This window comes from Herpetosiphon llansteffanensis (assembly GCF_003205875.1).
Lineage (GTDB): Bacteria > Chloroflexota > Chloroflexia > Chloroflexales > Herpetosiphonaceae > Herpetosiphon > Herpetosiphon llansteffanensis.
This window is the reverse complement of the sequence record NZ_PUBZ01000146.1, coordinates 1-19,949: the sequence shown is the minus strand read 5'-3', so window position 1 is coordinate 19,949 and position 19,949 is coordinate 1. Positions and strand designations below refer to the sequence as shown.

Genomic DNA, 19,949 nt, shown 5'->3' with positions numbered 1-19,949 from the left:
CTCCTTACAAGGGTAGGTTTTGAGCGATTGGTCGGCTGTGGAGCGTTCCCTCACCCCCCAACCCCCTCTCCCACTGCACGCGGGCGAGGGGGAGCCGACTCTTTTTTACGAAGAAATTGGGGGAGAACCACGGCATTAAAGCCCCTCGCCCGCCGCGTGGGAGAGGGGTTGGGGTGAGGGGATCTTAACACCGACCTTCACCCCCCGACCTTACAAGGGTAGGTTTTGAGCGATTGGTCGGCTGTTGTGCATGCATGCCCTCGCCCCCCGACCCCCTCGCCCACTGGACGCGGGCGAGGGGGAGCCGACCATGATTTCGCACCCCATGGCGGTAAAAGCACCCGATTAAAGCCCCTCGCCCGCCGCGTGGGAGAGGGGTTGGGGTGAGGGGATCTTAACACCGACCCTTGTAGAGGAGAGCGAGGGGCATGCGCTATTTGGACAAGGATGTACCATGAATCAGCCTGACTTGTTGAGCTACGATCTCCCAACCATCGAAAAAATGCTGGCGGAAGCGCTACGCCACGCGCGCGAAGGCGATCTGTTGTTTTTAGCGGGGTCGCCATTAGCCAGCTGCCATGTGATCGAGCGTTGGTATCTTGGCGATCGGCCTCAAGGTTCGGCTGAGCTTGGGCGGGCGGTGCAAGCACTTTTGTGGTGGCTGATTGAGCGTATTCGGCCCCACGGCGAGCGCCATTGGCTAGCCTTGCCATGGCGACAATATAACGTGTTGGCGGGGTTTTATGCAGAGGGCTTGCGGATTGCCGACCTTGCAGAAGCGATGGGCGTGGTCGAGCAGACCGTCTATCCAATTCGCAACCAAGCCATCCAAAGCCTAGCTAAATTGTTGATTGAAGAATTGCAGCATGCCAGCACCAGCATTCCGAACCATGCGATTATTGCGCTTTATCCACAATTAACGGCTGCTGAACAAACCCTCGCCCGCATGTTGGCCTTCAATCAGCAACCATTGGCCCAACGCTGGCTTGAGCATTGGCTTGAATTAAATGCAATTGCCGAGCAGACATTGCAACAATTGGCCGCGCATGGCCTGCTCAAGCCAAACAGCTTGGCCTTGGTCGAGAAATTACGGCCTTTTTTGCAGAGCCAAATTAGTGCCGCCGAGCGCCGCCGTTGGCATCAGCAATTGGCCGAATTGGTGCAACATAACGAGCCGCTGCAAGCAATTCAGCATTGGTTGCAAGCCCAAGCCTACGATCAAGCAGCCAGCCTAATCATCGCTGAGCATCAAACGATTGTTGATAATTTGCAGGGCCGCGCCTTGGGCGAATTGCTGGCGCAAATTCAAGCCCACGATATTCAGCAAGCCCAACTTTGGTTTCGGCTCAAATTGGTCAGCGGCGATGTTGCCATGACCATGAATGATGTCCAAACTGCTTTGGGCGAATATCAGGCTGCATTAGCCGCTAACGAACCCTTGCTCAAAGCAGAAGCCTATTACAAACGTGGCAAGGCTTTTCGCTCACAGAGCACAATGGAAGCGCAAGCCCATTTCAACTATAGCCTTGCGATTGTGGAGCGCGCTGCCCCCAACGATCCCTTGCGCTATCGAGTATGCTTGGAGCAAGCATGGATGTGGTTTCAGGATCAGCGTGATTTTGAGCAGGCCCAAGCCAGCCTTGATCAAGCAGCCACCTTGATCGATCCGCTTGATCGGGGGGCGTGGGCCGAGTTGGCCAATGCGCGAGGCATGTTCTATGCGCATCGCGGCGAACATGCCGAGGCGATCAATCAACATCAAGCGGCGTGGTTGGCGGCCAACGAAGTTAACCATAGCCTATTGATGACCCATATCGCGCATAATTTGGGCTACGATTACCTCGACCTTGGCCATTATGCCCAAGCGCTCGATTATTTTGAGCAAAGCCTGAATTTGGCCAATCGCACGAGCAATCGGCGCATGCAAGGCCTGTGTCAAAAAAGCATTGGCGCATGTTGCTTTTGGATGCAAGAGTTAGCGCTGGCTGTTGAGCATTATCTGGCTGCTTACCAGATTTTTGCCGCCATGCACAACCACAATTGGCAAGCCAACACCTGCTACGATTTGGCCGAAGCCTACGCCGAACTGGGCCAAATCCAGTTGATGCGGCACTACTATGCAGAGGCAATTCAATTGGCCCAAGCCAGCGGCCTTGATCGTTTGTTAAATGAATTGCATGGCTTGGCCGAAAATTACCCTGGCTTATACCCGCCAACCATCGAATTGAACGAGCGCCAGCAACAAATTTTCGATTATCTCAAACAACATTCATCAATTACCAACCGCGATTACCGTGAGCTAACCCAAATTTCGCCTAAGCAAGCAGCCCGCGATCTGAACGATTTAGTCGAGCGCAATGTGTTGGTGCGTTCTGGCGATGGCCGTTCGACTAGCTACCAACTGCCGCAATCCAAACACCATGAGGCCTGATCGCGATAATTTGACCAACGATTAACGTCGACATAATCCAAGCATGGTCTGATCAAGCCCAACGGCGTTGAATTGCGCAATTGCGCATCACGGAGGCTTGATCGCTTATGGTTCACCTAGACGATGCGACCAAACGCTTGGATCTTGTGCGCTATCACATGCAACAGGGCTGGCAAATCGATGCACCAGTGCTTGGACGGCATGCCTATCTCGATCAACGGGGCAGCATTCGGGCAGTTGAAGTTGTGCTTTCGCGCTTGGATATGCGCCAAGTTGTGGCCTTGCCCGATACGCCATCGGTACGCGAATTTCTACATTTCTATGGTTTAAATGTGATTGATGTTTAAACCACACGATTAACCCACCGCACTCAGCATTGCACTAAGATTTAATCGGAACTTAACACAGCGATCAAAGCAGTTTAAGTATAGCGATTTAGACTGCTCTCACGTGATGCACACAATTCAATTTGCATACAACAGAAATTTCTTTTTCGGAGGAATCCAGATCATGCGGAAACTGCTGAGTTTAATGCTTGCCTCAATTATGTTGCTGACAATGCTCGCAGCATGTGGCGGCGACAGCACTCCAACCACTGCGCCAACAACCGCAGCGACAGCGACTACTGCTGATGCTGCTGCAACTACTGCACCAACCACTGAAGCTGCTGCAACTCCATCAGTTGAAGCAACCGCTGAAGTTCCCGCTGGTGGTTTGGCCGAAGTCGACCCAGCAACGGTTCAAGGCGATATTGTGACCGCTGGTTCATCAACGGTGTATCCGTTGAGCGAAGCCGTGGCCGAAATCTTCGGCGAAGATGGCTACAAAGGCAACATTACGATCGATAGCATCGGCACCGGTGCTGGCTTCGAACGCTTCTGTACTGCCGCCGAAACCGACATCGCCAACGCCAGCCGCGCGATCAAAGACGAAGAAGCCAAAGCCTGTGCCGATAAAGGCCGCGACGTGATTGAATTCCGCGTCGGGACTGATGCCTTGGCCGTGGTGGTCAGCAGCAAAAACACCTTCGTCAGCAACTTGACCGAAGCTCAAGTCGCCGACATCTTCTCAGGCACCTACAAAACCTGGGACCAAGTTGATGCCAGCTATCCAGCCGAAGCGATCAAACTGTACAGCCCAGGCACCGATAGCGGCACGTTTGACTACTTCGTCGAACACTTCTACAAAAAAGAACAAAAATACATTTTGGGTGCCAATCCCCAATTGAGCGAAGACGATAACGTCTTGGTGACGGGGATCGAAGGCGATGCGAATGCAATTGGCTACTTCGGCTACGCCTACTACAACGAAAACAAGAGCAAGCTGAAAGCCTTGACGATTGACAATGTGGCCCCAACCGAAGCAACCACGGAAGATGGCAGCTACTCGTTGGCTCGTCCGTTGTACATCTACTCAGCCAAGAACATTTTGGCCGAAAAGCCCCAAGTAGCAGCCTTCATCAACTACTACTTGAGCAATGTCAACGAAGTCATCGTGGAAGTTGGCTACTTCCCAGCTAGCGCCGATGCGTTGGCCGAAGCCAAACAACATTTGGTCGATGCTTTGAGCGGTGGTAGCAGCAGCACTGGTGGCAACACCAACACTGGCAGCGCAGTAACCCTCGAAGAAGTTGATCCAGCAGCAATCCAAGGCGATATTGTGACCGCTGGTTCATCAACGGTGTATCCGTTGAGCGAAGCCGTGGCCGAAATCTTCGGCGAAGATGGCTACAAAGGTAACATTACGATCGATAGCATCGGCACTGGTGCTGGCTTCGAACGCTTCTGTACCGCCGCCGAAACCGACATCGCCAACGCCAGCCGCGCGATCAAAGACGAAGAAGCCAAAGCCTGTGCCGATAAAGGCCGCGACGTGATTGAATTCCGCGTCGGGACTGATGCCTTGGCCGTGGTGGTCAGCAGCAAAAACACCTTCGTTAGCAACTTGACCGAAGCCCAAGTCGCCGACATCTTCTCAGGCACCTACAAAACCTGGGACCAAGTTGATGCCAGCTACCCAGCCGAAGCCATCAAACTGTACAGCCCAGGCACCGATAGCGGCACGTTTGACTACTTCGTCGAACACTTCTACAAAAAAGAACAAAAATACATTTTGGGTGCCAATCCCCAATTGAGCGAAGACGATAACGTGTTGGTGACGGGGATCGAAGGCGATGCCAATGCAATTGGCTACTTCGGCTACGCTTACTACAACGAAAACAAGAGCAAGCTGAAAGCCTTGACGATTGACAGCGTAGCTCCAACCGAAGCAACCACGGAAGATGGCAGCTACTCGTTGGCTCGTCCGTTGTACATCTACTCAGCCAAGAACATTTTGGCCGAAAAGCCTCAAGTAGCAGCCTTCATCAACTACTACTTGAGCAATGTCAACGAAGTTATTGTGGAAGTTGGCTACTTCCCAGCCAGTGCCGAAGCCTTGAACGAAGCCAAACAACACCTGCTCGACGCAACCAAGTAAGCACCAAGGGTTTATGGTACCATGGCACAGGCTGCGGAGTTTAGCTCCGCAGCCTGTTGACCTACACAAACCCCGATTCAAACCCGGGAGGTTTCAATGGACGATAAGGTGAGTATTGGTATGGATAGCCGTCGTATTACGACCTCGCAACGTGAGACAACTCGCCCGTTTAGCCTGAAAAAGCAGCCGCGCCTTGGTGAAAGCATCATCCAAGGATTTTTGCTCTTTTGTGGCGTACTTTCAATGTTCACAACCATCGGGATCGTGATTGTGCTTGGCTCAGAATCAATTGCATTCTTTCGCCAAGTCAGCATTGTCGAATTTGTGACCAACACGGTTTGGTCGCCCCAAATTGATGAGTTTGGGATTTTGCCATTGCTGCTCTCTACGTTGCTCACTTCAACCATCGCAATGTGTATTGCATTGCCAACCGGCCTCGCAGCGGCAATTTATCTCAGCGAATACGCTTCGCGCCGCGCTCGCAGTATTCTCAAACCAGTCCTAGAAGTCCTTGCAGGCGTGCCAACCGTAGTCTATGGCTACTTCGCGCTCAAATTTATGACACCATTGCTCAAGTCAGTCTTTGGTGAAGCCAATGTCAATATTTATAACATGGCTTCAGCTGGCTTGGTGATGGGGATTATGATTATCCCGCTGGTGTCGTCGATGAGCGAAGATGCGCTGAGTGCTGTGCCACGAACGCTGCGTGAAGGCGCGTATGGCTTGGGCGCAACGCGGCTCGAAACCGCGATTAAAGTGGTCTTGCCAGCAGGCATTTCGGGCATTATCGCGGCCTTCGTGGTAGCGATTTCGCGGGCAGTTGGCGAAACGATGATTGTGGCCGTGGCGGCTGGTGCCAAACCAACCTTCACCTTCAATCCCTTCGAAGCCGCCGAAACCATGACTGGTCACATCGCGCGGATTAGCGGTGGCGACTTGAGTTATGCCAGTATCGACTATAACAGTATCTTCGCGATTGGCTTGACGCTGTTCTTGATGACCCTCGGCCTCAATATGATCAGCCGTCGCTTGGTACGTCGCTTCCGTGAGGTATACGAATAATGACAACACTGAATGATGAACTTAAATCAGGGTTGCCTCAAGGTGAAGCGTCGCGCCGCAATGTTGCTAGCCGTCGCCGTAAGGGTGCTATTTGGCGCACTATCTTTCTTTCGGCAACCATCTTTGGCTTGATTGCGCTCAGTTTGTTGGTTTACAACGTTGTCAACGAAGTCTTTGGCTATGTTGCCACCGAATATGCCGTTGATCCAGCGACGCTCAGCGATAAACCACTTGATGAACTCAACAAGGATGAGTTGGTCGCAGTTTTACAAGGGAATATGCGTAAAAACGCATTTCGTACCTTGGAAAACGAAAAGCCCATGGCCAACCGCAGTGATAGCGAAGTCTATGATTTGGTGATTGAGCGGGTGTTAAAGCCCCAAACCCTCGAAACATGGACGCTGCGCGATTCATGGTTCAACAAAGCGGCCATCGATGCCCAAGTTGCCAGCGAGTTTCCTGAGGCTAAGTTGGAATTCCGTTCGTGGATTTCGACCAGCTTTTTAACCACGCCAATGTCGAGCGACCCCTTGCGCGCTGGCGTGCGCACGGCCTTGCTTGGCTCATTGTGGATGATCGGAATTACAATTTTGTTTGCCTTCCCAATTGGGGTTGGCGCGGCCATCTACCTCGAAGAATATGCCACCGACAATCGCTTTAACCGCATCATCCAAACCAATATTAATAATCTGGCTGGCGTGCCATCAATTATTTATGGGATGCTTGGTTTGGTGATTTTCGTGCGTACGCTTGAGCCAATTACCAGCGGGCGAATTTTCGGCGCTGATAGTGGCAATGGCCGCACGATTGTGGCTGCCTCGCTGACGATGATGTTGCTGATTTTGCCAATTATGATTATCAACGGCCAAGAAGCCATTCGGGCTGTGCCGCTTTCGTTGCGCCAAGCAAGCTATGGTCTTGGGGCAACCAAATGGCAAACAATTTGGCATCATGTGTTGCCAAACGCCTTGCCTGGCATCTTCACGGGCACGATTTTGGCAATTTCGCGGGCAATCGGCGAAACCGCTCCCTTGATTGTGGTTGGCGCTTCAACCTTTATCGTGACTGATCCCGATGGCCCATTTGCCAAATTTACCGCCCTACCGATTCAAATTTACAACTGGACATCGCGACCACAACCAGAATTTGCCCATATTGCTGCATCGGCAATTGTGGTGTTGTTGGTGATGTTGCTATCGCTCAATGCCATTGCCGTTCTGTTACGCAATCGCTTCAGCAAACGAGGTTAAGCCATGACCGAGAAACAAACTGATACAGCCCAACATACATTGGTTGTGCGCAATATGAATGTCTACTATGGGGCGTTTCGCGCCATCAATAATGTTTCGCTGAATATTGAACGCAACAAAATTACTGCGCTAATCGGCCCTTCTGGCTGTGGCAAAAGCACGGTGCTGCGCTCGCTTAACCGCATGAACGATTTGGTCAATGGTGCGCGAGTCGAAGGCGAAGTGCTATTCCACGAGCAAAATTTGTATGCCAACGACGTTGATGCAGTAGAAGTGCGTCGCCGCATCGGCATGGTTTTCCAAAAGCCCAATCCATTTCCCAAAAGCATTTACGATAACATTGCCTTTGGCCCACGGATTAATGGCTGGAAGGGCACCAAAAGCGAGATGGACGATTTGGTCGAGCGCTGTCTGCGCCAAGCCGCCTTGTGGGATGACGTTAAGGATAAGTTGAAGGAAAGTGGTTTGGCGCTCTCTGGTGGCCAGCAACAGCGTTTGTGCATTGCCCGCGCCTTGGCCGTCGAGCCAGAAGTTATTTTGATGGACGAGCCATGTTCGGCGCTCGACCCCATCAGCACCTTGAAAATCGAGGAGTTGATGATGGAGTTGCGCCAACGCTACACGATTGCGATTGTGACCCACAATATGCAACAAGCAGCTCGTGCCTCCGATTACACAGCCTTTTTCTTGATGAACGATCAACGGGCGGGCGAGTTGGTCGAATACGGCCCAACCGGCGATTTATTCACCAATCCCAAAGACAAACGCACCGAAGATTACATCACCGGACGCTTTGGTTAATTCGCCAACTTTCGGCAAAATCGAGCAATGAGCAACGGACACTGTTCGTTGCTCTTGTCTATCTGCCACCACGTGGCCGCGAGGTTCGAATGCGCGAACGTTTTTTGCATGCCTTGGCCGAGCTAGAAGGCCAAATTCGGGATATGGGCAATCGGGTTGCCTTGGCCGTGCGCGATGCGTTGTGGTCACTTGAACGCAACGAGCCGATTTTTGCGCGCCAAGTTATTGCCAACGATAATGTGATCGATGACTTGCGCTATCAGATTGAAACCAACGCCCTGAGCGTCATTACCCGCCAACAGCCGATGGCCCGCGACCTGCGAGTGGTCAGTATGTTTTTGGAGCTTGCCTCGGAGCTTGAACGGATTGGCGATTACGCCGAGGGCATCGCCGAGCTGGTGATTCGCTGTATCGAATTGCCCCAATTAACGCAGCCACCGCAAATCAAAACTATGGCGCTAAAGGCCCAAGCCATGTTGCGCGATGCCCTCGATGCCTTGCACAATCGCGATCCTCAAGCAGCCGAGCGACTCGAACTCTCCGACGACGAGATTGATAGCCTCTATCGTGAAACCTTGGCTTGGACGTTTGCCACCATGCGCAGCCAGCCCGACCACGTTGAGCGGGCGATGTATTATTTGTGGATTGCCCACAACCTAGAGCGCATCGCCGACCGCACCATCAACATTGGCGAACGCACTAGTTTTATCGCAACTGGCATCATCGACAAGCATCGGCTGCGCAAAGACGAGCCAAGCCGCGTCAACGAACTATAAATTTTGCCACCTTAAAAAGCATCGAATCAGCCACTCCTGCTTTCCAAACGTATTCAGCGGGAGTGGTTTTTGTTAAATCTACGGTTATTGACTGTTAGGGTAGCTTCTTCTATAATCCCAACTAATCAATTGAGCTTAATTGAATATTGCAGCCAAAATGTTAAGTTTTTAACCAAAGTTGTTTGCATACATGGTGTGGAGGCAGTTATCTGATGAGTAACATTGAAGCCCTACAACAAGAAATTCGCGATCTTGAGGCTCAAATAAACCTCGTAACAGGCCAAGCAAATCAGCTCATTCTGCATGGTAGAACCCATGTTAAGCAAATTTCCCCCTTTTTTGAAACGCAACTCAATGAACAGCAGCAAAAAGCGCAGACCCAAATCCAAACCTTTGATCCGGTGCACGCAGCAGATTGGACGCTTGCCCAATGGCAACAATGGAATGCCCAAACCGCAAACCCCTATTCAATCTTACGCTATGGGCGGTTAATCGAAAATAAGCTCAATCAACAGTTTAGTATCCCTGCATTGCTGCCATTTATTGGGAACAATAGCTCAATTATTGTGCAAACTAGCGGGGAACAAGCCTATGAGCAGGGCAAACAGCTCTTACAATCGCTATTAATTCGGACTGCCCTCATGGTACCGCATCAGGCCAGCTATAGCCTGCTCGATCCTGCAGGCAATGGCCAAGCCTATCCCATGCGTCGCCAATTGCCCAATGTTACCCCGAATAGCGACGATGTTGCCCGAGATGTCGATCAGGTAATTAATGAAATTCGGCGTAAAATTGAAACCTATCTTGATGCAGAAGTGCGCTCATTTGAACAAATTCCCCATGAAATTCGGATCAATGAGCACTATCATTTTGTGTTTGCCGCCAATTTTCCCAATAAATATGATCGGCGCGCAATCGAAAAACTGCAAAGTGCGGCAATTACTGGCCCTCAAGCAGGCTGTTACGTGTTTATTCATCATAATCAAGACTACGAATTGCCCCGTGATCTCAGTATGGATGGGTTTAGTAACGCATTTTGGATTGATCTCACGCAAAAACATCTCGATCTGCATTCAACGCCCTATATCATTCAGCACGATGCTGCCCCCAGCGCTGAGGTTCAGAAGTTTGTTTTTGAACGGCTCGCCAATACCAAACCAAGCGATAGCATTATTACGTGGCAAGATGTTGCGGGGATTCCTGAACAACAATGGTGGACTGGTGATAGTAGCCAGTTGATTGAGGTCCCAATTGGCAAGCGTGGCGGCAGCGAGGCGCTCAAAATTTGGTTTGGCGAAGATGCTGAGGGTCGGCCATGTGCCCATGGCATTTTAGGCGCAATGACTGGCTCAGGGAAATCAAGTCTTTATCATAGCCTTATTTTGGGCTTGGCCGTGCGCTATAGCCCTGCTGAATTACGCTTTTACCTAATTGATGGTAAATATGGGGTTGAATTTCAGCCCTATCGTCAATTGCCGCATGCTGAAGTTGTTTCGCTGCATACCTCAGCCGAATTATCGCGCAGTGTTTTGGCTGAACTTTTAGCCGAAATGGAGCGACGCAATGCCATTTTTACTCGGCGTGGTGTAACCGGAATTAGCAGCTATCGACGGCAAGGTCAGCCAGACGGTAGCATGCCGCGCATCTTGCTGATCGTTGATGAATATCAGCAATTATTTGAAAACGATCGCGATGGCAATGCCTCGCGCATGCTCAACCAGCTATCCGCCCAAGGCCGCAACACTGGGATTCATATGTTGTTGGCTTCGCAACGCTATGGGGCGGCTGGAATGTTGAATCAAACGGCGATTTTTGGCAATATTCACCTGCGCATGGCGATGCAAATGGCCGAACCCGATATTCGAGCACTAACCGAATTTGGCTCGCGGGGCAAAGGCTTGATTCTGGCAACCTGTAATCGCCCTGGCAAACTGGTGATTAATGATCGTGCTGGCGATGAAAACGCTAATTTTGCTGGCAAAACTGCCTTTATTACCCCTGAATATCGCGATCAATTGATTCAACAATTAATTGCCAAAGCGCAACCTATTCCGCCAGCTGATTTGCCCCAACGAATTGTTTTTAATGGCAATAGCCAACCAAATGTGTTGGATAATCCCGTTATTCGGGCACTTACCCAGCGTAAAAATTGGCCTGCGCCGAGCGAAATTGATCAGCTTGCCAAGCGTTCTCAAGCCCAAGGTGGCTGGGAAGTAGCCGATTGGCATGCAGTTGAACGGCCTTTTGTCGCTTGGATTGGCCAAGAATTTAATGTACGTGGTCAGGCTAACTTGATTTTAAGGCGGCGTGATGCTGAACATGGCGTAATTGTTGGCAACAATCATGCCGCTCGCTATGGCATGATGTTGGGTATTATCACCAGTTTTGCCTTGCAATCGAATCCACAAGCACTGCGCTTTATTATTATTGATCGCTCAATTAGTGGCTCCGATTGGAGTTCAGCGCTGGAGCATCTGAGCGAAAACCTGCTGCGCCCAGCTGGCTACACCGTTGGCTTTAATCGTAAAGAGGCTGCCATCGAAGGCATGTTCGATTTCTTAATTACGATTCTGCAGCAGCGCAAAACCCTCGCCGAGGATGAACTGGCTCAAGCTCAATCAATTGTTGTGGTTATGAGCGAAATTGATCGGATCGAACAACTCAGACGGATTAATGATGGCTATGGGTTTGTAGATAGCCCACTGGGCGTAAAATTTCACCAGCTCTATAGTGATGGCTCACGCTATGGGATTCACTTGATTTTGAGTGCCAATAGTATGCGCTCATTCAGCGCGATCATTGATGAAAAACGCGGTCTACCATACTTTAATCATCGAATTGCCCTGCAAATGTCTGAAGAAGAATCATTTGCCCTAGTTCGTAATCGTAAAGCGGCAATGTTGCAAGTTGATGGGCCGTATCCCGTCTCTGCGTTATATACGAATATTGAAAATGACCAACAAAAACGGATTAAGCCCTATAGTTTGCAACCTGATGCTGAACAACCGAATCGATTAATTGATGAAATTCAGTTGATTGGCCAATCATTAAGCGATAGGAGTTAATCAATGAGCCTTGATGAAACGCTCGAGCAAATGCGCTATTTTGCACGCGAACTTGATGAATTTAATCTGCAAATTACCCAATCAATGCGCGATTTGGAACATAACCATAGTATTGTTGACCCAGTGTGGCAAGATAGCTTTCGGCTGCAATATGATCAACGCTGGCAGCATTTTGCCGAATTTATGCGCCAATATTTGCAACGCGAAGCTCCCAATTACAGCCGATTTTTACACGAAAAATTGCTTCGCTTACAACGCTATCTTCATGGCTAAATCTACATAGGAAGATGCTATGGCTACCGATGCAGCACGATTATTACGCGGCTTGATCGATTATCAACAAAGCTTGGATAAACATCAACAGCTCTTACGGATTAAATTTGACCAATTGAAGCAGCGTTGGCATGCCTTTAGCAGCGTCTACGAGGGTGATGCCGCTCGCGAATTTCGGATTCATTGGCTGCGCACCAGTCAAAATTTTGAAGATTATTTGAGTGCGACCACCTTCATTAATCAGCTCTTACAAGCGCGAATTCAAGCCCTATCCGAAGCCGAACAGATCAATAATTTAGGGTGAGTAGTATGATGACTGCAACTCCTCGCAAGATTATTCAAGTCTTAGGTGACCTGCAAAAAGAGTTGGCGCTGTGGGATATGACCGCCCAAGAGACACTTGAAATTGCCAATTTCCAGCAACGGCAAATGCTTGAACAATCGTCTCAAAGTATGCGGGTTGGCCAGATTGTTGCCGATCGTGCGAAAACTGATCAGCACCAAGCTGATGCAGTTAAGTTGGAAGCCGAGCGATTTGAGGCAACCACAACCGATGCATTGCTCAATGCCGAAGCCCTGGTTAAGCAAGCTACGCAAATTGTGTCAGCGACCCAACAAGTAGTAAGCTACTGGGATGCTGAGTTGGCTGAAGCTAGAGCATGGTTGGCTCGTGCGCAAACCCGGTTGCAGGTTGCTAAAGTTGCCCTCGACGCAGCTCAACGCCAACTAAGCTTAGCCAAATATCAACTTGACGAAGCAGTTAGGCGCTACAATGCGTGTCAAAATGATGCGAATCGCCGCCATTGTCGCAATGAGGCGGCGGCTGTGCAGGCTGCCGAGGGGGTTTTGCACTTGGCAATGGTCACAGTTGAACTAGCTCAAGTTGAACTTAATGCGGCTTTGATCGAAGTCCAACAGGCTACTCAGCGCTTCAACTGCTGTACTCAGTCGGTTGCGATCACGCAAAATGCGGTTAGTGCCGCAACTCAGGCCCAAACCTGGGCCGAAGATAGCCTTAATCAAACAGAACGAGCTGTTGAATCGAGCAAAACGGTGAATAATGCAAGTGCCACCGTCAATCGGTTGGCAGCACAGCAAACCAAGGTAGCCAATAACTTGCTTGCTGAGGCCAAGCAGCAATGGCGGTTAACCGAAGAAGCTCAATCGCACCTCAATAGCGCTGAAGCCTCTTATGAATCGGCACGCCTCTTGAGCCAAGATGGGCAGGGCTTTCTCTCAGATCGGGTTGACCAGCTTACACAGTACGATCGACCTGAACCGTTGTAGGAGTTTGTTGGCGATGCAAGATGAATTATGGAAATTTAATTATCGCGCCCAACTTTTCCACGATTTCATTAGTAATATGGATTCGGTGTGGCAAGATAGTGCCGCTAAAACTATTCGGCAACGCTACATTACGCCCCATACCGAGAATGATCAGCGGCTACGCCAAGCGCTCAACGATCAGGCAACCAACCACGAACAAGCCTACAAGCACGCACTGCAAGTTGAAGCATTGGTGATTGATGCCGATCAAATCGCCCAAACCATTCGTGAAACGATTGAGCAGATTAATCATGACCTCAGGCAAGGCTATAGTGAGCTTAAATTTGCCGATCAGCAAACCAATAAAGCGCTGGCCCAGTTTCTTGAGGTGCAGCAACTGCTCAATCAGGCTGGCGGATGTTGCGGCCCAACTGAAGGCCCAAGCTTTGAGGCTGCGCTTTTTAGCGGCGCGCCCAGAAAAACCCCAGAGCCACCAAAAGCTAACCAGCCAAAAGCTCCTGCTAGCACAATTAGGCTCAAACCAATCAATAGTAGTATCCCCAATTTAAAACGCCCAAAGCGGGTTAATGTGCAAGTATTGGGATTTGCAAGGCTGCGCTATTTTAAACATAAATATACCCATATTTATAAAAAACTTCGAAACAAGGCATCTTCTAAACTTAGAGATAATCTTGTAAACGCAGGCTTTCCAGACCCAGATAAAGGCTATGCAGCGCATCATATTATTCCATTTGGTGAAGTTGATTTGTATCTAAGCCAAGCTCGCTTACACTTAGAGAAATTTGGGATTGATATTAACGATGCGCATAATGGCGTATTTTTGCCAACAAAAAATGGGATTGGCCGTTTGCCCAACCATCGTAAAATCCATACGAGGCGTTATTTTATGTATGTTTATCAGCGATTATCAAAAACGAATAGCCAAGCAGAAGTGATTCAGGCTTTAAATAAAATCCGTGAAGATTTACTTAATGGTAAGTTTCCGTATTGATTAGGGAGTTTCTTATGCCAAAGTCGCATCCAATTATTCCATCCGAGCTGGACCAAATGTTGCTCGAACGTCAGGTTATTTGGGGCAAGGCCAATTATGCCCAAGCTCGGCAACGTAAATTTGAGGAGCTAGCCAATCAGGTTAAAGTACAACCAGTTGATCCAGCCTTCGCAATGAAACCACTGACCAGCGCTAACGAGCCGGTTGCTGAAATTGAAGCGATTATTCAAAATCTCCAACAATATATTCAAGAGATTAGTAATTTACGCAAAGGAATTAGCTTAAAAAATATGTTAATTGACCAAATTCGGGAAAAACAGCGTAATTTGATTATTACAGGGGTTGTTATTGCTGCTATTGTGATCTTCATCGTACTGGTTATGCTGTAATTTATCGTTTTTCGGGTGCGGTTGTTGGAGGCAAGGGATTAAATTTCATTTCTGATCCCTCGTCCCTGCACCCTAGCTTACTCGCTGATACCCACGCACATAATCGATCTCAAATTGATGTGGATAAGGCGTTGAGCTTGGCTCGCTTTGACGCTGCGGCAAATCGTAAATTCCGAGCATACATTGCATTGGATAGTTGGGCGATTGCTGAATCGTGCGCAATTTACGATTATCAAGGTAAATATCAACATGGCTGGGTGTCCATTCGGCAGCGTAAATATGATACTCGCGCACATCAAGCGCCACGTCATCCTCAAAAAACTCGTCAGTAAGCTGCGAATCGCCCCAAGGATGCACGCCATAACCCAATTTCAAGCCCTCAGCCCCAATATTCCAGCCTTTGATTTCCATAATTGCTAGTTCGCCGGAATATGCTGGCTGATCCTCGAAGCCAATCATCCACAAGGCCACCACATTATTTGGGCCAATCGTGGCTTTGGCGCGCATTTCAAAATAGCCATAGTGCGGCGTATAGGTCTGCATCGAATCTTGCGGCTCGCGCACCACGCAGGCTTGGTTGAAGCGATGTTGGCCGAATGGGCTGCCCAACGCTCCGCCAAACACCCCTGTTTGCAACGACGAGCAGCGAGTTTGGCCATCGAACTCAGGACACCACGGCACTTGATCAGCCTGAATTTCAAGGATTAGACTGTTGTTCGTCAATTGATAGCGCGGCGCTGAACGCTCCCGCGAACTCCATTGCGGCAAATAGAATGGCAACCATTTAGTTTGATCAAGGTTTGGGCTGGTAAATTCATCCTGAAATTCTAAGCGATAGCCAGCTTTTTCAACTGGGTTGGCGGGCATTGCAGTGGTTAAATCCATGGTCGAGAAATCCTTTGCTCACAGCATGTTTGAGCTATTGTAGGGTGCTTCACGCATTTTGTTAAGCCGCAAATGCTGGTTCATGCTATACTCGCTGTGATGGTTCTCAGTGTGAGGAACGCCGATGCATCGTTCATATCATCGTTGGCATAGTTCAGCGCTTGGCCGCGACATGGAGCTTCTGTTGTTTGGACATCATGGTGCGCCAGTCTTGGTTTTTCCAACCTCAATGGGCCGTTTTTTCGAGTTTGAAGATCGCGGCATGACCGGGCTTTTGGCCGAACACCTTGAGCGTGGGTGGCTGCAATTAATTTGTATTGATAGCGTTGATGCTGAAAGTTGGTATTGCAAATGGGCGCATCCTAGCGGGCGCATTGGCCGCCATTTGCAATATGAGCAGTATTTGATTGGCGAAGTTGTGCCGTGGCTACGAAATTTCAATCAAAATCAATTTTTGATGAGCCTTGGCTGCTCGTTTGGTGCCTTTCATGCGGTGAATATTGCCTTGCGCTACCCACAGCTGTTTCGGCGTTGCTTAGGCTTGAGTGGCCGCTACAATATGCGCTCATTTATGGATGGCTACAGCGATGATCAGGTGTATTTCAACACGCCGACCGAGTACACGGCCCATTTGCACGATGCCAACCAACTAGCCCATTTGCGCCAGCTGGATATTATTTTGGCGATTGGCCGCGACGACCCCAGCTACCACAGCAACCAAGTGCTTTCGGATAATTTGTGGAATCACGGGGTTGGCAATGCGTTGCGGGTTTGGGATGGTTGGGCCCACGATTGGCCATATTGGGAGCAAATGCTGCCCAAATATATTCAAGGCCACGATTAACCATGAATTGGTGTTGGCATGGCGAGGCCACGGGCTTGCAATTGCTCGGCGTAGGTCAACAGCACTCGCTCAAAGACCCGCTGTTGATCAAACTCACGCTCGGCAAGTTGGCGGGCTAATTTGGCAAACGCCGCGCGCAATATTTGATCATCGAGGATGCGGCCAAGGCTTTGGGCTAAGGCCGCCGCGTCGCGTACTGGCACCAACATTCCATTCAGGCCATGCACCACGGTTTCGCGACAACCACGAATAGCGCTGGCCACGACTGGCACGCCCATTGCGCTGGCTTCCATCGGCGCACGCGGAAAGCCCTCGCGATACGAAGGATGGGCCAAAACATCCATCAAGTGATAGAGCACTGGCATATCGCGGCGCAGACCTGCAAAATGCGTGCGTTCAGCAATGCCATATTCAGCGGCGGTTGCGGCGGTTAAGCCATCGGCTTTATGTGGTTCTTCTGGGCCAACTACTAGCAAACGCAAATTTGGCCTCGTTGCCATCAGCTGTCGGCAAGCCTCAAACAACTCGCGATAGCCTTTTTCGGCCACCAAGCGCCCAACTGCGCCAATTACCTGCGCGTCGACGGGTATTCCCAAGGCTTGGCGGGCTGTTTCCACCTCGGTTTGGCTAACCGCTCGTCGATCAAACACATCAATATTAATGCCATTGCCCAAAACGCTGATTTGCTCTGGCCGCGCGATTTTGCTTGCTAAGGCTGTGGTCAGATCTTCGCGATTTTGCGAGAGAATCGCATGCGAACAGCGCGCGGCGATTTTTTCCATGGCAATGTAAAAGTTCCGTTGCTTGGCGCTCGAATGTTCATGAAAATAGAAGCCATGAATGGTGTTGATGATAATTGGCACACCTGCAAGCCGCGCTGCTAGCTGGCCAAGCAAGCCAGGCTTGGGATTATGGGTGTGTACAATCGTTGGTTTAAGCTGACGAAACAAACGCACCAACTTGGCGATGGCAACTAAATCACTCGTTGGCGTGACCGAGCGCGGCATGGTCACCACCTCAACCGGAATGCCAGCAGCCTCAACTTCGGCGCGATAGGGGCCGTCGCTGGCAACCCCGCGCACCTGATAGCCTGCATGCTGAATTGCCTGCATCTGTTCGAGCAGCAAAAAGCACAAGCCCATATCGGCGGTAGCAATATGCAGCACCAGCGGTTGATTCATAGCCGTTGCTCGCGATCAAGATAGATCCGTTGCCACAGTTCGAGGTTCAGCAGCAACCACAATAAGGTATCGGCGACTTCTTTGCCATCACGATGTGCTTGGTAGATGCGCCGCACCTCTTGGGCATTGAACAGGCCACGAGCCAAGGTTCGTTGATCAAATAAAATTTCTGCTGTCCAATTGCTGAGTGCGCCGCGAAACCAAGGATCGGTTGGCACGGCAAAGCCATGTTTGGGCTTGCGCAACGTGCGTTGGGGTAACATTTCGCCAAAGGCTTGACGCAGCAGCCACTTGGTTTGGCGACCGCGCAATTTTAAGCTATTCGGCAGATTCATCGTCCACTCAACCAAGGTATGGTCGAGAAACGGCACGCGTGCTTCAAGACTGGCGGCCATCGAAGCCTTATCAACTTTTTCCAAATAGGTGTCGGGCAACCACGTTTGCAAATCGGCCAAACCCATGTTGGTCAAAGCCTCGCCGCTGCGTGGATACACCTGGTCGTAGATTTGCTCTGGTGCATAATCGCCAAGTGCTGCGCTCAACTGCGGTTGCAGCAAACGCTGGCGCTGCTGAAGATCGGCGATCGTCAGCCATGCTGCATAGCGTCGAGCAGGATCACGTTGCTCTAAACTGCGAATTGCTTGTTTCAAGCGGCGGTTGCGCGGCAATTGGCGAATTAGCGGGCCAAGCATGGCGTGGCCCGGCACATATTGCAGCATACGGGCGAGTAATTCAGCTTGATAGCGCCGATAGCCAGCCCATTGTTCATCGCTGCCCTCGCCAGTCAATACCACTTTGACGTGTTCGCGGGCAAAGCGCGAAACGAGGTAGACCGGCAAGCCAGCAGCATCGCCAAATGGCTCATCGTAGTGGTAGACCAAGGTTTGCAGTGCGCCAACCAAATCGTTGGCATCAAGCAACAATTCGTGGTGTTTGGTGCCAAAATGCTGCGCCACTAACGCTGCATCGGGCAATTCGTTAAAACCCTGTTCATGCGCAAAGCCAACGCTAAATGTGTTGATCGGCGCGGCTCCCAAGCGGCTCATCAAGCCCACGATGATGCTCGAATCGAGGCCACCGCTGAGGAACGCACCCAGCGGCACATCGCTAATCAGCTGCAAGCGCACAGCCTCGCGCAAACGGCTATACACTTCGGCGGCAGCTGCGGCAGGCGCAATTGGCGTGATGCTTGGCTGCAACTGCCAATAGCGTTGCTGGTGCAGCGTTTGGCTAGCAACATCCCATGTCAAAATGTGAGCTGGCTCGACTTTGTAAATACCTTGGAGCATGGTTTGCGGCGCGAGGCTATGGCCAAAACTCAGGTAGTTGGCCAAGCCGTGGAGATTGATCTGGCGTGGCACTGCTGGATGAGCCAAAATTGCCTTTATCTCTGAGCCAAAGACCAAACGCTGTCCATCTGCATACCAGTAGAGCGGTTTGATGCCCAGTCGATCGCGTACCAGCGTCAGCCGTTGGGCTTGTTGTTGCCAAATCGCCAAAGCAAACATGCCGTTTAAGCGCTCGACACAGCCAAAAATGCCCCATTGCTCAATCCCACGTACAATCACTTCGGTGTCGCTGTGGGTAGCGAAGGTTTGGCCAAGTTGCTGCAATTGCAGGCGCAAGGCTTGGAAATTATAAATCTCGCCGTTGAACACTAACGCCAAATCAGCATCGCGGCTGAACATCGGTTGCTCGCCATGAGCAAGGTCGATAATCGCCAATCGGCGCATGCCCAGCGCAACCTGATTAACACAAAAAAAGCCTGCGCTATCAGGCCCGCGATGGCGAATTGCCTCGGTTTGTTGCTCAAGAATTGTTGCCTGAGCCATGCCATGCCATTCGAGATGGCCCGTAATGCCACACATACGACGCTCCAAACGCGGGTACTAGCAGGTGCAGAATGCTGGAGCAGGGTAAGATTCCCTCACCCCCAACCCCTCTCCCATCCGATGGGCGAGGGGCTTTAACCCTGTGGTTCTGTCGCAATTTGTGATTGAACAATGGCTCCATCTTGCCCATGTGCAGTAGGCAAGATATGTTATTCCATGGCTCCCCCTCGCCCGCGTTCAGTGGGAAAGGGGGCTTGCTTCCAAAGGTGGGTTTTAAGATTTCCTCACCCCAATCCCGCTCCCGCCCGCAGGTGAGGGGCTTTAGCGGTGGTTTTGCCGCCATTTTTTTGGTACACACTGGTTGGCTCCTCCTCGCCCGCGTTCAGTGGGAGAGGGGGCTGGGG

General features: G+C 50.6%; 17 protein-coding genes. 14 read left to right on the top strand and 3 right to left on the bottom strand.

Features of this window, described 5'->3' with window-relative positions; all coding sequences use genetic code 11:
* The first annotated feature begins 454 nt into the window (after window positions 1-454).
* From C5S61_RS23440 to C5S61_RS23380, 13 genes are all read left to right on the top strand, one after another.
* Window positions 455-2,431: a tetratricopeptide repeat protein gene (locus C5S61_RS23440; RefSeq protein WP_110519467.1), complete on the top strand. Its 1,977-nt coding sequence runs from the start codon at window positions 455-457 to the stop codon at window positions 2,429-2,431.
* A gap of 107 nt (window positions 2,432-2,538) precedes the next feature.
* On the top strand, window positions 2,539-2,778 hold the full coding sequence (locus C5S61_RS23435) for a hypothetical protein (protein ID WP_110519465.1): 240 nt from the start codon (window positions 2,539-2,541) through the stop codon (window positions 2,776-2,778).
* A gap of 163 nt (window positions 2,779-2,941) precedes the next feature.
* The gene (locus C5S61_RS23430) at window positions 2,942-4,909 is read left to right on the top strand and encodes a PstS family phosphate ABC transporter substrate-binding protein (RefSeq protein WP_110519463.1); all 1,968 of its coding nucleotides are present in this window, start codon (window positions 2,942-2,944) and stop codon (window positions 4,907-4,909) included.
* Window positions 4,910-5,029: 120 nt separating this feature from the next.
* Window positions 5,030-5,971, top strand: a complete 942-nt coding sequence (pstC, locus tag C5S61_RS23425; protein ID WP_110519461.1) for a phosphate ABC transporter permease subunit PstC — start codon at window positions 5,030-5,032, stop codon at window positions 5,969-5,971.
* Window positions 5,971-7,221 (top strand): phosphate ABC transporter permease PstA, encoded by a 1,251-nt coding sequence (gene pstA / locus C5S61_RS23420; RefSeq protein ID WP_110519459.1) that lies wholly within the window; start codon window positions 5,971-5,973, stop codon window positions 7,219-7,221. Before pstC ends, pstA begins: the two co-directional genes overlap by 1 nt.
* Before the next feature lie 3 nt (window positions 7,222-7,224).
* Window positions 7,225-8,022 (top strand): phosphate ABC transporter ATP-binding protein PstB, encoded by a 798-nt coding sequence (gene pstB / locus C5S61_RS23415; protein ID WP_110519457.1) that lies wholly within the window; start codon window positions 7,225-7,227, stop codon window positions 8,020-8,022.
* 89 nt (window positions 8,023-8,111) lie between these two features.
* Entirely contained in the window at window positions 8,112-8,798 is a 687-nt protein-coding gene (gene phoU / locus C5S61_RS23410; RefSeq protein ID WP_110519456.1) for a phosphate signaling complex protein PhoU, read from the top strand.
* Between the two features lie 212 nt (window positions 8,799-9,010).
* Window positions 9,011-11,863, top strand: a complete 2,853-nt coding sequence (locus C5S61_RS23405; RefSeq protein WP_110519454.1) for an FtsK/SpoIIIE domain-containing protein — start codon at window positions 9,011-9,013, stop codon at window positions 11,861-11,863.
* A gap of 3 nt (window positions 11,864-11,866) precedes the next feature.
* Window positions 11,867-12,136: a hypothetical protein gene (locus tag C5S61_RS23400; RefSeq protein WP_110519452.1), complete on the top strand. Its 270-nt coding sequence runs from the start codon at window positions 11,867-11,869 to the stop codon at window positions 12,134-12,136.
* A 19-nt stretch (window positions 12,137-12,155) separates the two neighbouring features.
* Window positions 12,156-12,440, top strand: a complete 285-nt coding sequence (locus tag C5S61_RS23395) for a hypothetical protein (RefSeq protein WP_110519450.1) — start codon at window positions 12,156-12,158, stop codon at window positions 12,438-12,440.
* 5 nt (window positions 12,441-12,445) lie between these two features.
* Window positions 12,446-13,423 carry a hypothetical protein gene (locus tag C5S61_RS23390; protein ID WP_110519448.1) on the top strand — a complete coding sequence of 326 codons (978 nt, stop codon included), beginning with the start codon at window positions 12,446-12,448 and terminating at the stop codon, window positions 13,421-13,423.
* Between the two features lie 13 nt (window positions 13,424-13,436).
* Window positions 13,437-14,414: an AHH domain-containing protein gene (locus C5S61_RS23385; RefSeq protein WP_164689743.1), complete on the top strand. Its 978-nt coding sequence runs from the start codon at window positions 13,437-13,439 to the stop codon at window positions 14,412-14,414.
* A 14-nt stretch (window positions 14,415-14,428) separates the two neighbouring features.
* On the top strand, window positions 14,429-14,803 hold the full coding sequence (locus tag C5S61_RS23380) for a hypothetical protein (RefSeq protein ID WP_110519444.1): 375 nt from the start codon (window positions 14,429-14,431) through the stop codon (window positions 14,801-14,803).
* Window positions 14,804-14,875: 72 nt separating this feature from the next.
* Here C5S61_RS23380 and C5S61_RS23375 read toward each other — a convergent pair whose 3' ends face one another.
* Window positions 14,876-15,688, bottom strand: a complete 813-nt coding sequence (locus tag C5S61_RS23375; RefSeq protein ID WP_110519442.1) for a glycoside hydrolase family 16 protein — start codon at window positions 15,686-15,688, stop codon at window positions 14,876-14,878.
* Between the two features lie 124 nt (window positions 15,689-15,812).
* Between C5S61_RS23375 and C5S61_RS23370 the strand changes: the two genes are divergently transcribed.
* The gene (locus C5S61_RS23370) at window positions 15,813-16,532 is read left to right on the top strand and encodes an esterase family protein (RefSeq protein ID WP_110519441.1); all 720 of its coding nucleotides are present in this window, start codon (window positions 15,813-15,815) and stop codon (window positions 16,530-16,532) included.
* Here the strand turns inward: C5S61_RS23370 and C5S61_RS23365 are convergent.
* Both C5S61_RS23365 and asnB read right to left on the bottom strand, forming a co-directional pair.
* Window positions 16,529-17,713, bottom strand: a complete 1,185-nt coding sequence (locus C5S61_RS23365) for a glycosyltransferase family 4 protein (protein WP_110519439.1) — start codon at window positions 17,711-17,713, stop codon at window positions 16,529-16,531. The two genes, C5S61_RS23370 and C5S61_RS23365, sit on opposite strands and share 4 nt — an antisense overlap.
* On the bottom strand, window positions 17,710-19,581 hold the full coding sequence (gene asnB, locus C5S61_RS23360) for an asparagine synthase (glutamine-hydrolyzing) (RefSeq protein ID WP_110519437.1): 1,872 nt from the start codon (window positions 19,579-19,581) through the stop codon (window positions 17,710-17,712). Before asnB ends, C5S61_RS23365 begins: the two co-directional genes overlap by 4 nt.
* Window positions 19,582-19,949: the final 368 nt, after the last annotated feature.

Bases quoted from the DNA above. Each gene is read 5' to 3' on its own strand.
- C5S61_RS23440 (WP_110519467.1), top strand. From the start codon at position 455: ATGAATCAGCCTGACTTGTTGAGCTACGATCTCCCAACCATCGAAAAA.
- C5S61_RS23435 (WP_110519465.1), top strand. From the start codon at position 2,539: ATGGTTCACCTAGACGATGCGACCAAACGCTTGGATCTTGTGCGCTAT.
- C5S61_RS23430 (WP_110519463.1), top strand. From the start codon at position 2,942: ATGCGGAAACTGCTGAGTTTAATGCTTGCCTCAATTATGTTGCTGACA.
- pstC (WP_110519461.1), top strand. From the start codon at position 5,030: ATGGATAGCCGTCGTATTACGACCTCGCAACGTGAGACAACTCGCCCG.
- pstA (WP_110519459.1), top strand. From the start codon at position 5,971: ATGACAACACTGAATGATGAACTTAAATCAGGGTTGCCTCAAGGTGAA.
- pstB (WP_110519457.1), top strand. From the start codon at position 7,225: ATGACCGAGAAACAAACTGATACAGCCCAACATACATTGGTTGTGCGC.
- phoU (WP_110519456.1), top strand. From the start codon at position 8,112: ATGCGCGAACGTTTTTTGCATGCCTTGGCCGAGCTAGAAGGCCAAATT.
- C5S61_RS23405 (WP_110519454.1), top strand. From the start codon at position 9,011: ATGAGTAACATTGAAGCCCTACAACAAGAAATTCGCGATCTTGAGGCT.
- C5S61_RS23400 (WP_110519452.1), top strand. From the start codon at position 11,867: ATGAGCCTTGATGAAACGCTCGAGCAAATGCGCTATTTTGCACGCGAA.
- C5S61_RS23395 (WP_110519450.1), top strand. From the start codon at position 12,156: ATGGCTACCGATGCAGCACGATTATTACGCGGCTTGATCGATTATCAA.
- C5S61_RS23390 (WP_110519448.1), top strand. From the start codon at position 12,446: ATGATGACTGCAACTCCTCGCAAGATTATTCAAGTCTTAGGTGACCTG.
- C5S61_RS23385 (WP_164689743.1), top strand. From the start codon at position 13,437: ATGCAAGATGAATTATGGAAATTTAATTATCGCGCCCAACTTTTCCAC.
- C5S61_RS23380 (WP_110519444.1), top strand. From the start codon at position 14,429: ATGCCAAAGTCGCATCCAATTATTCCATCCGAGCTGGACCAAATGTTG.
- C5S61_RS23375 (WP_110519442.1), bottom strand. From the start codon at position 15,688: ATGGATTTAACCACTGCAATGCCCGCCAACCCAGTTGAAAAAGCTGGC.
- C5S61_RS23370 (WP_110519441.1), top strand. From the start codon at position 15,813: ATGCATCGTTCATATCATCGTTGGCATAGTTCAGCGCTTGGCCGCGAC.
- C5S61_RS23365 (WP_110519439.1), bottom strand. From the start codon at position 17,713: ATGAATCAACCGCTGGTGCTGCATATTGCTACCGCCGATATGGGCTTG.
- asnB (WP_110519437.1), bottom strand. From the start codon at position 19,581: ATGTGTGGCATTACGGGCCATCTCGAATGGCATGGCATGGCTCAGGCA.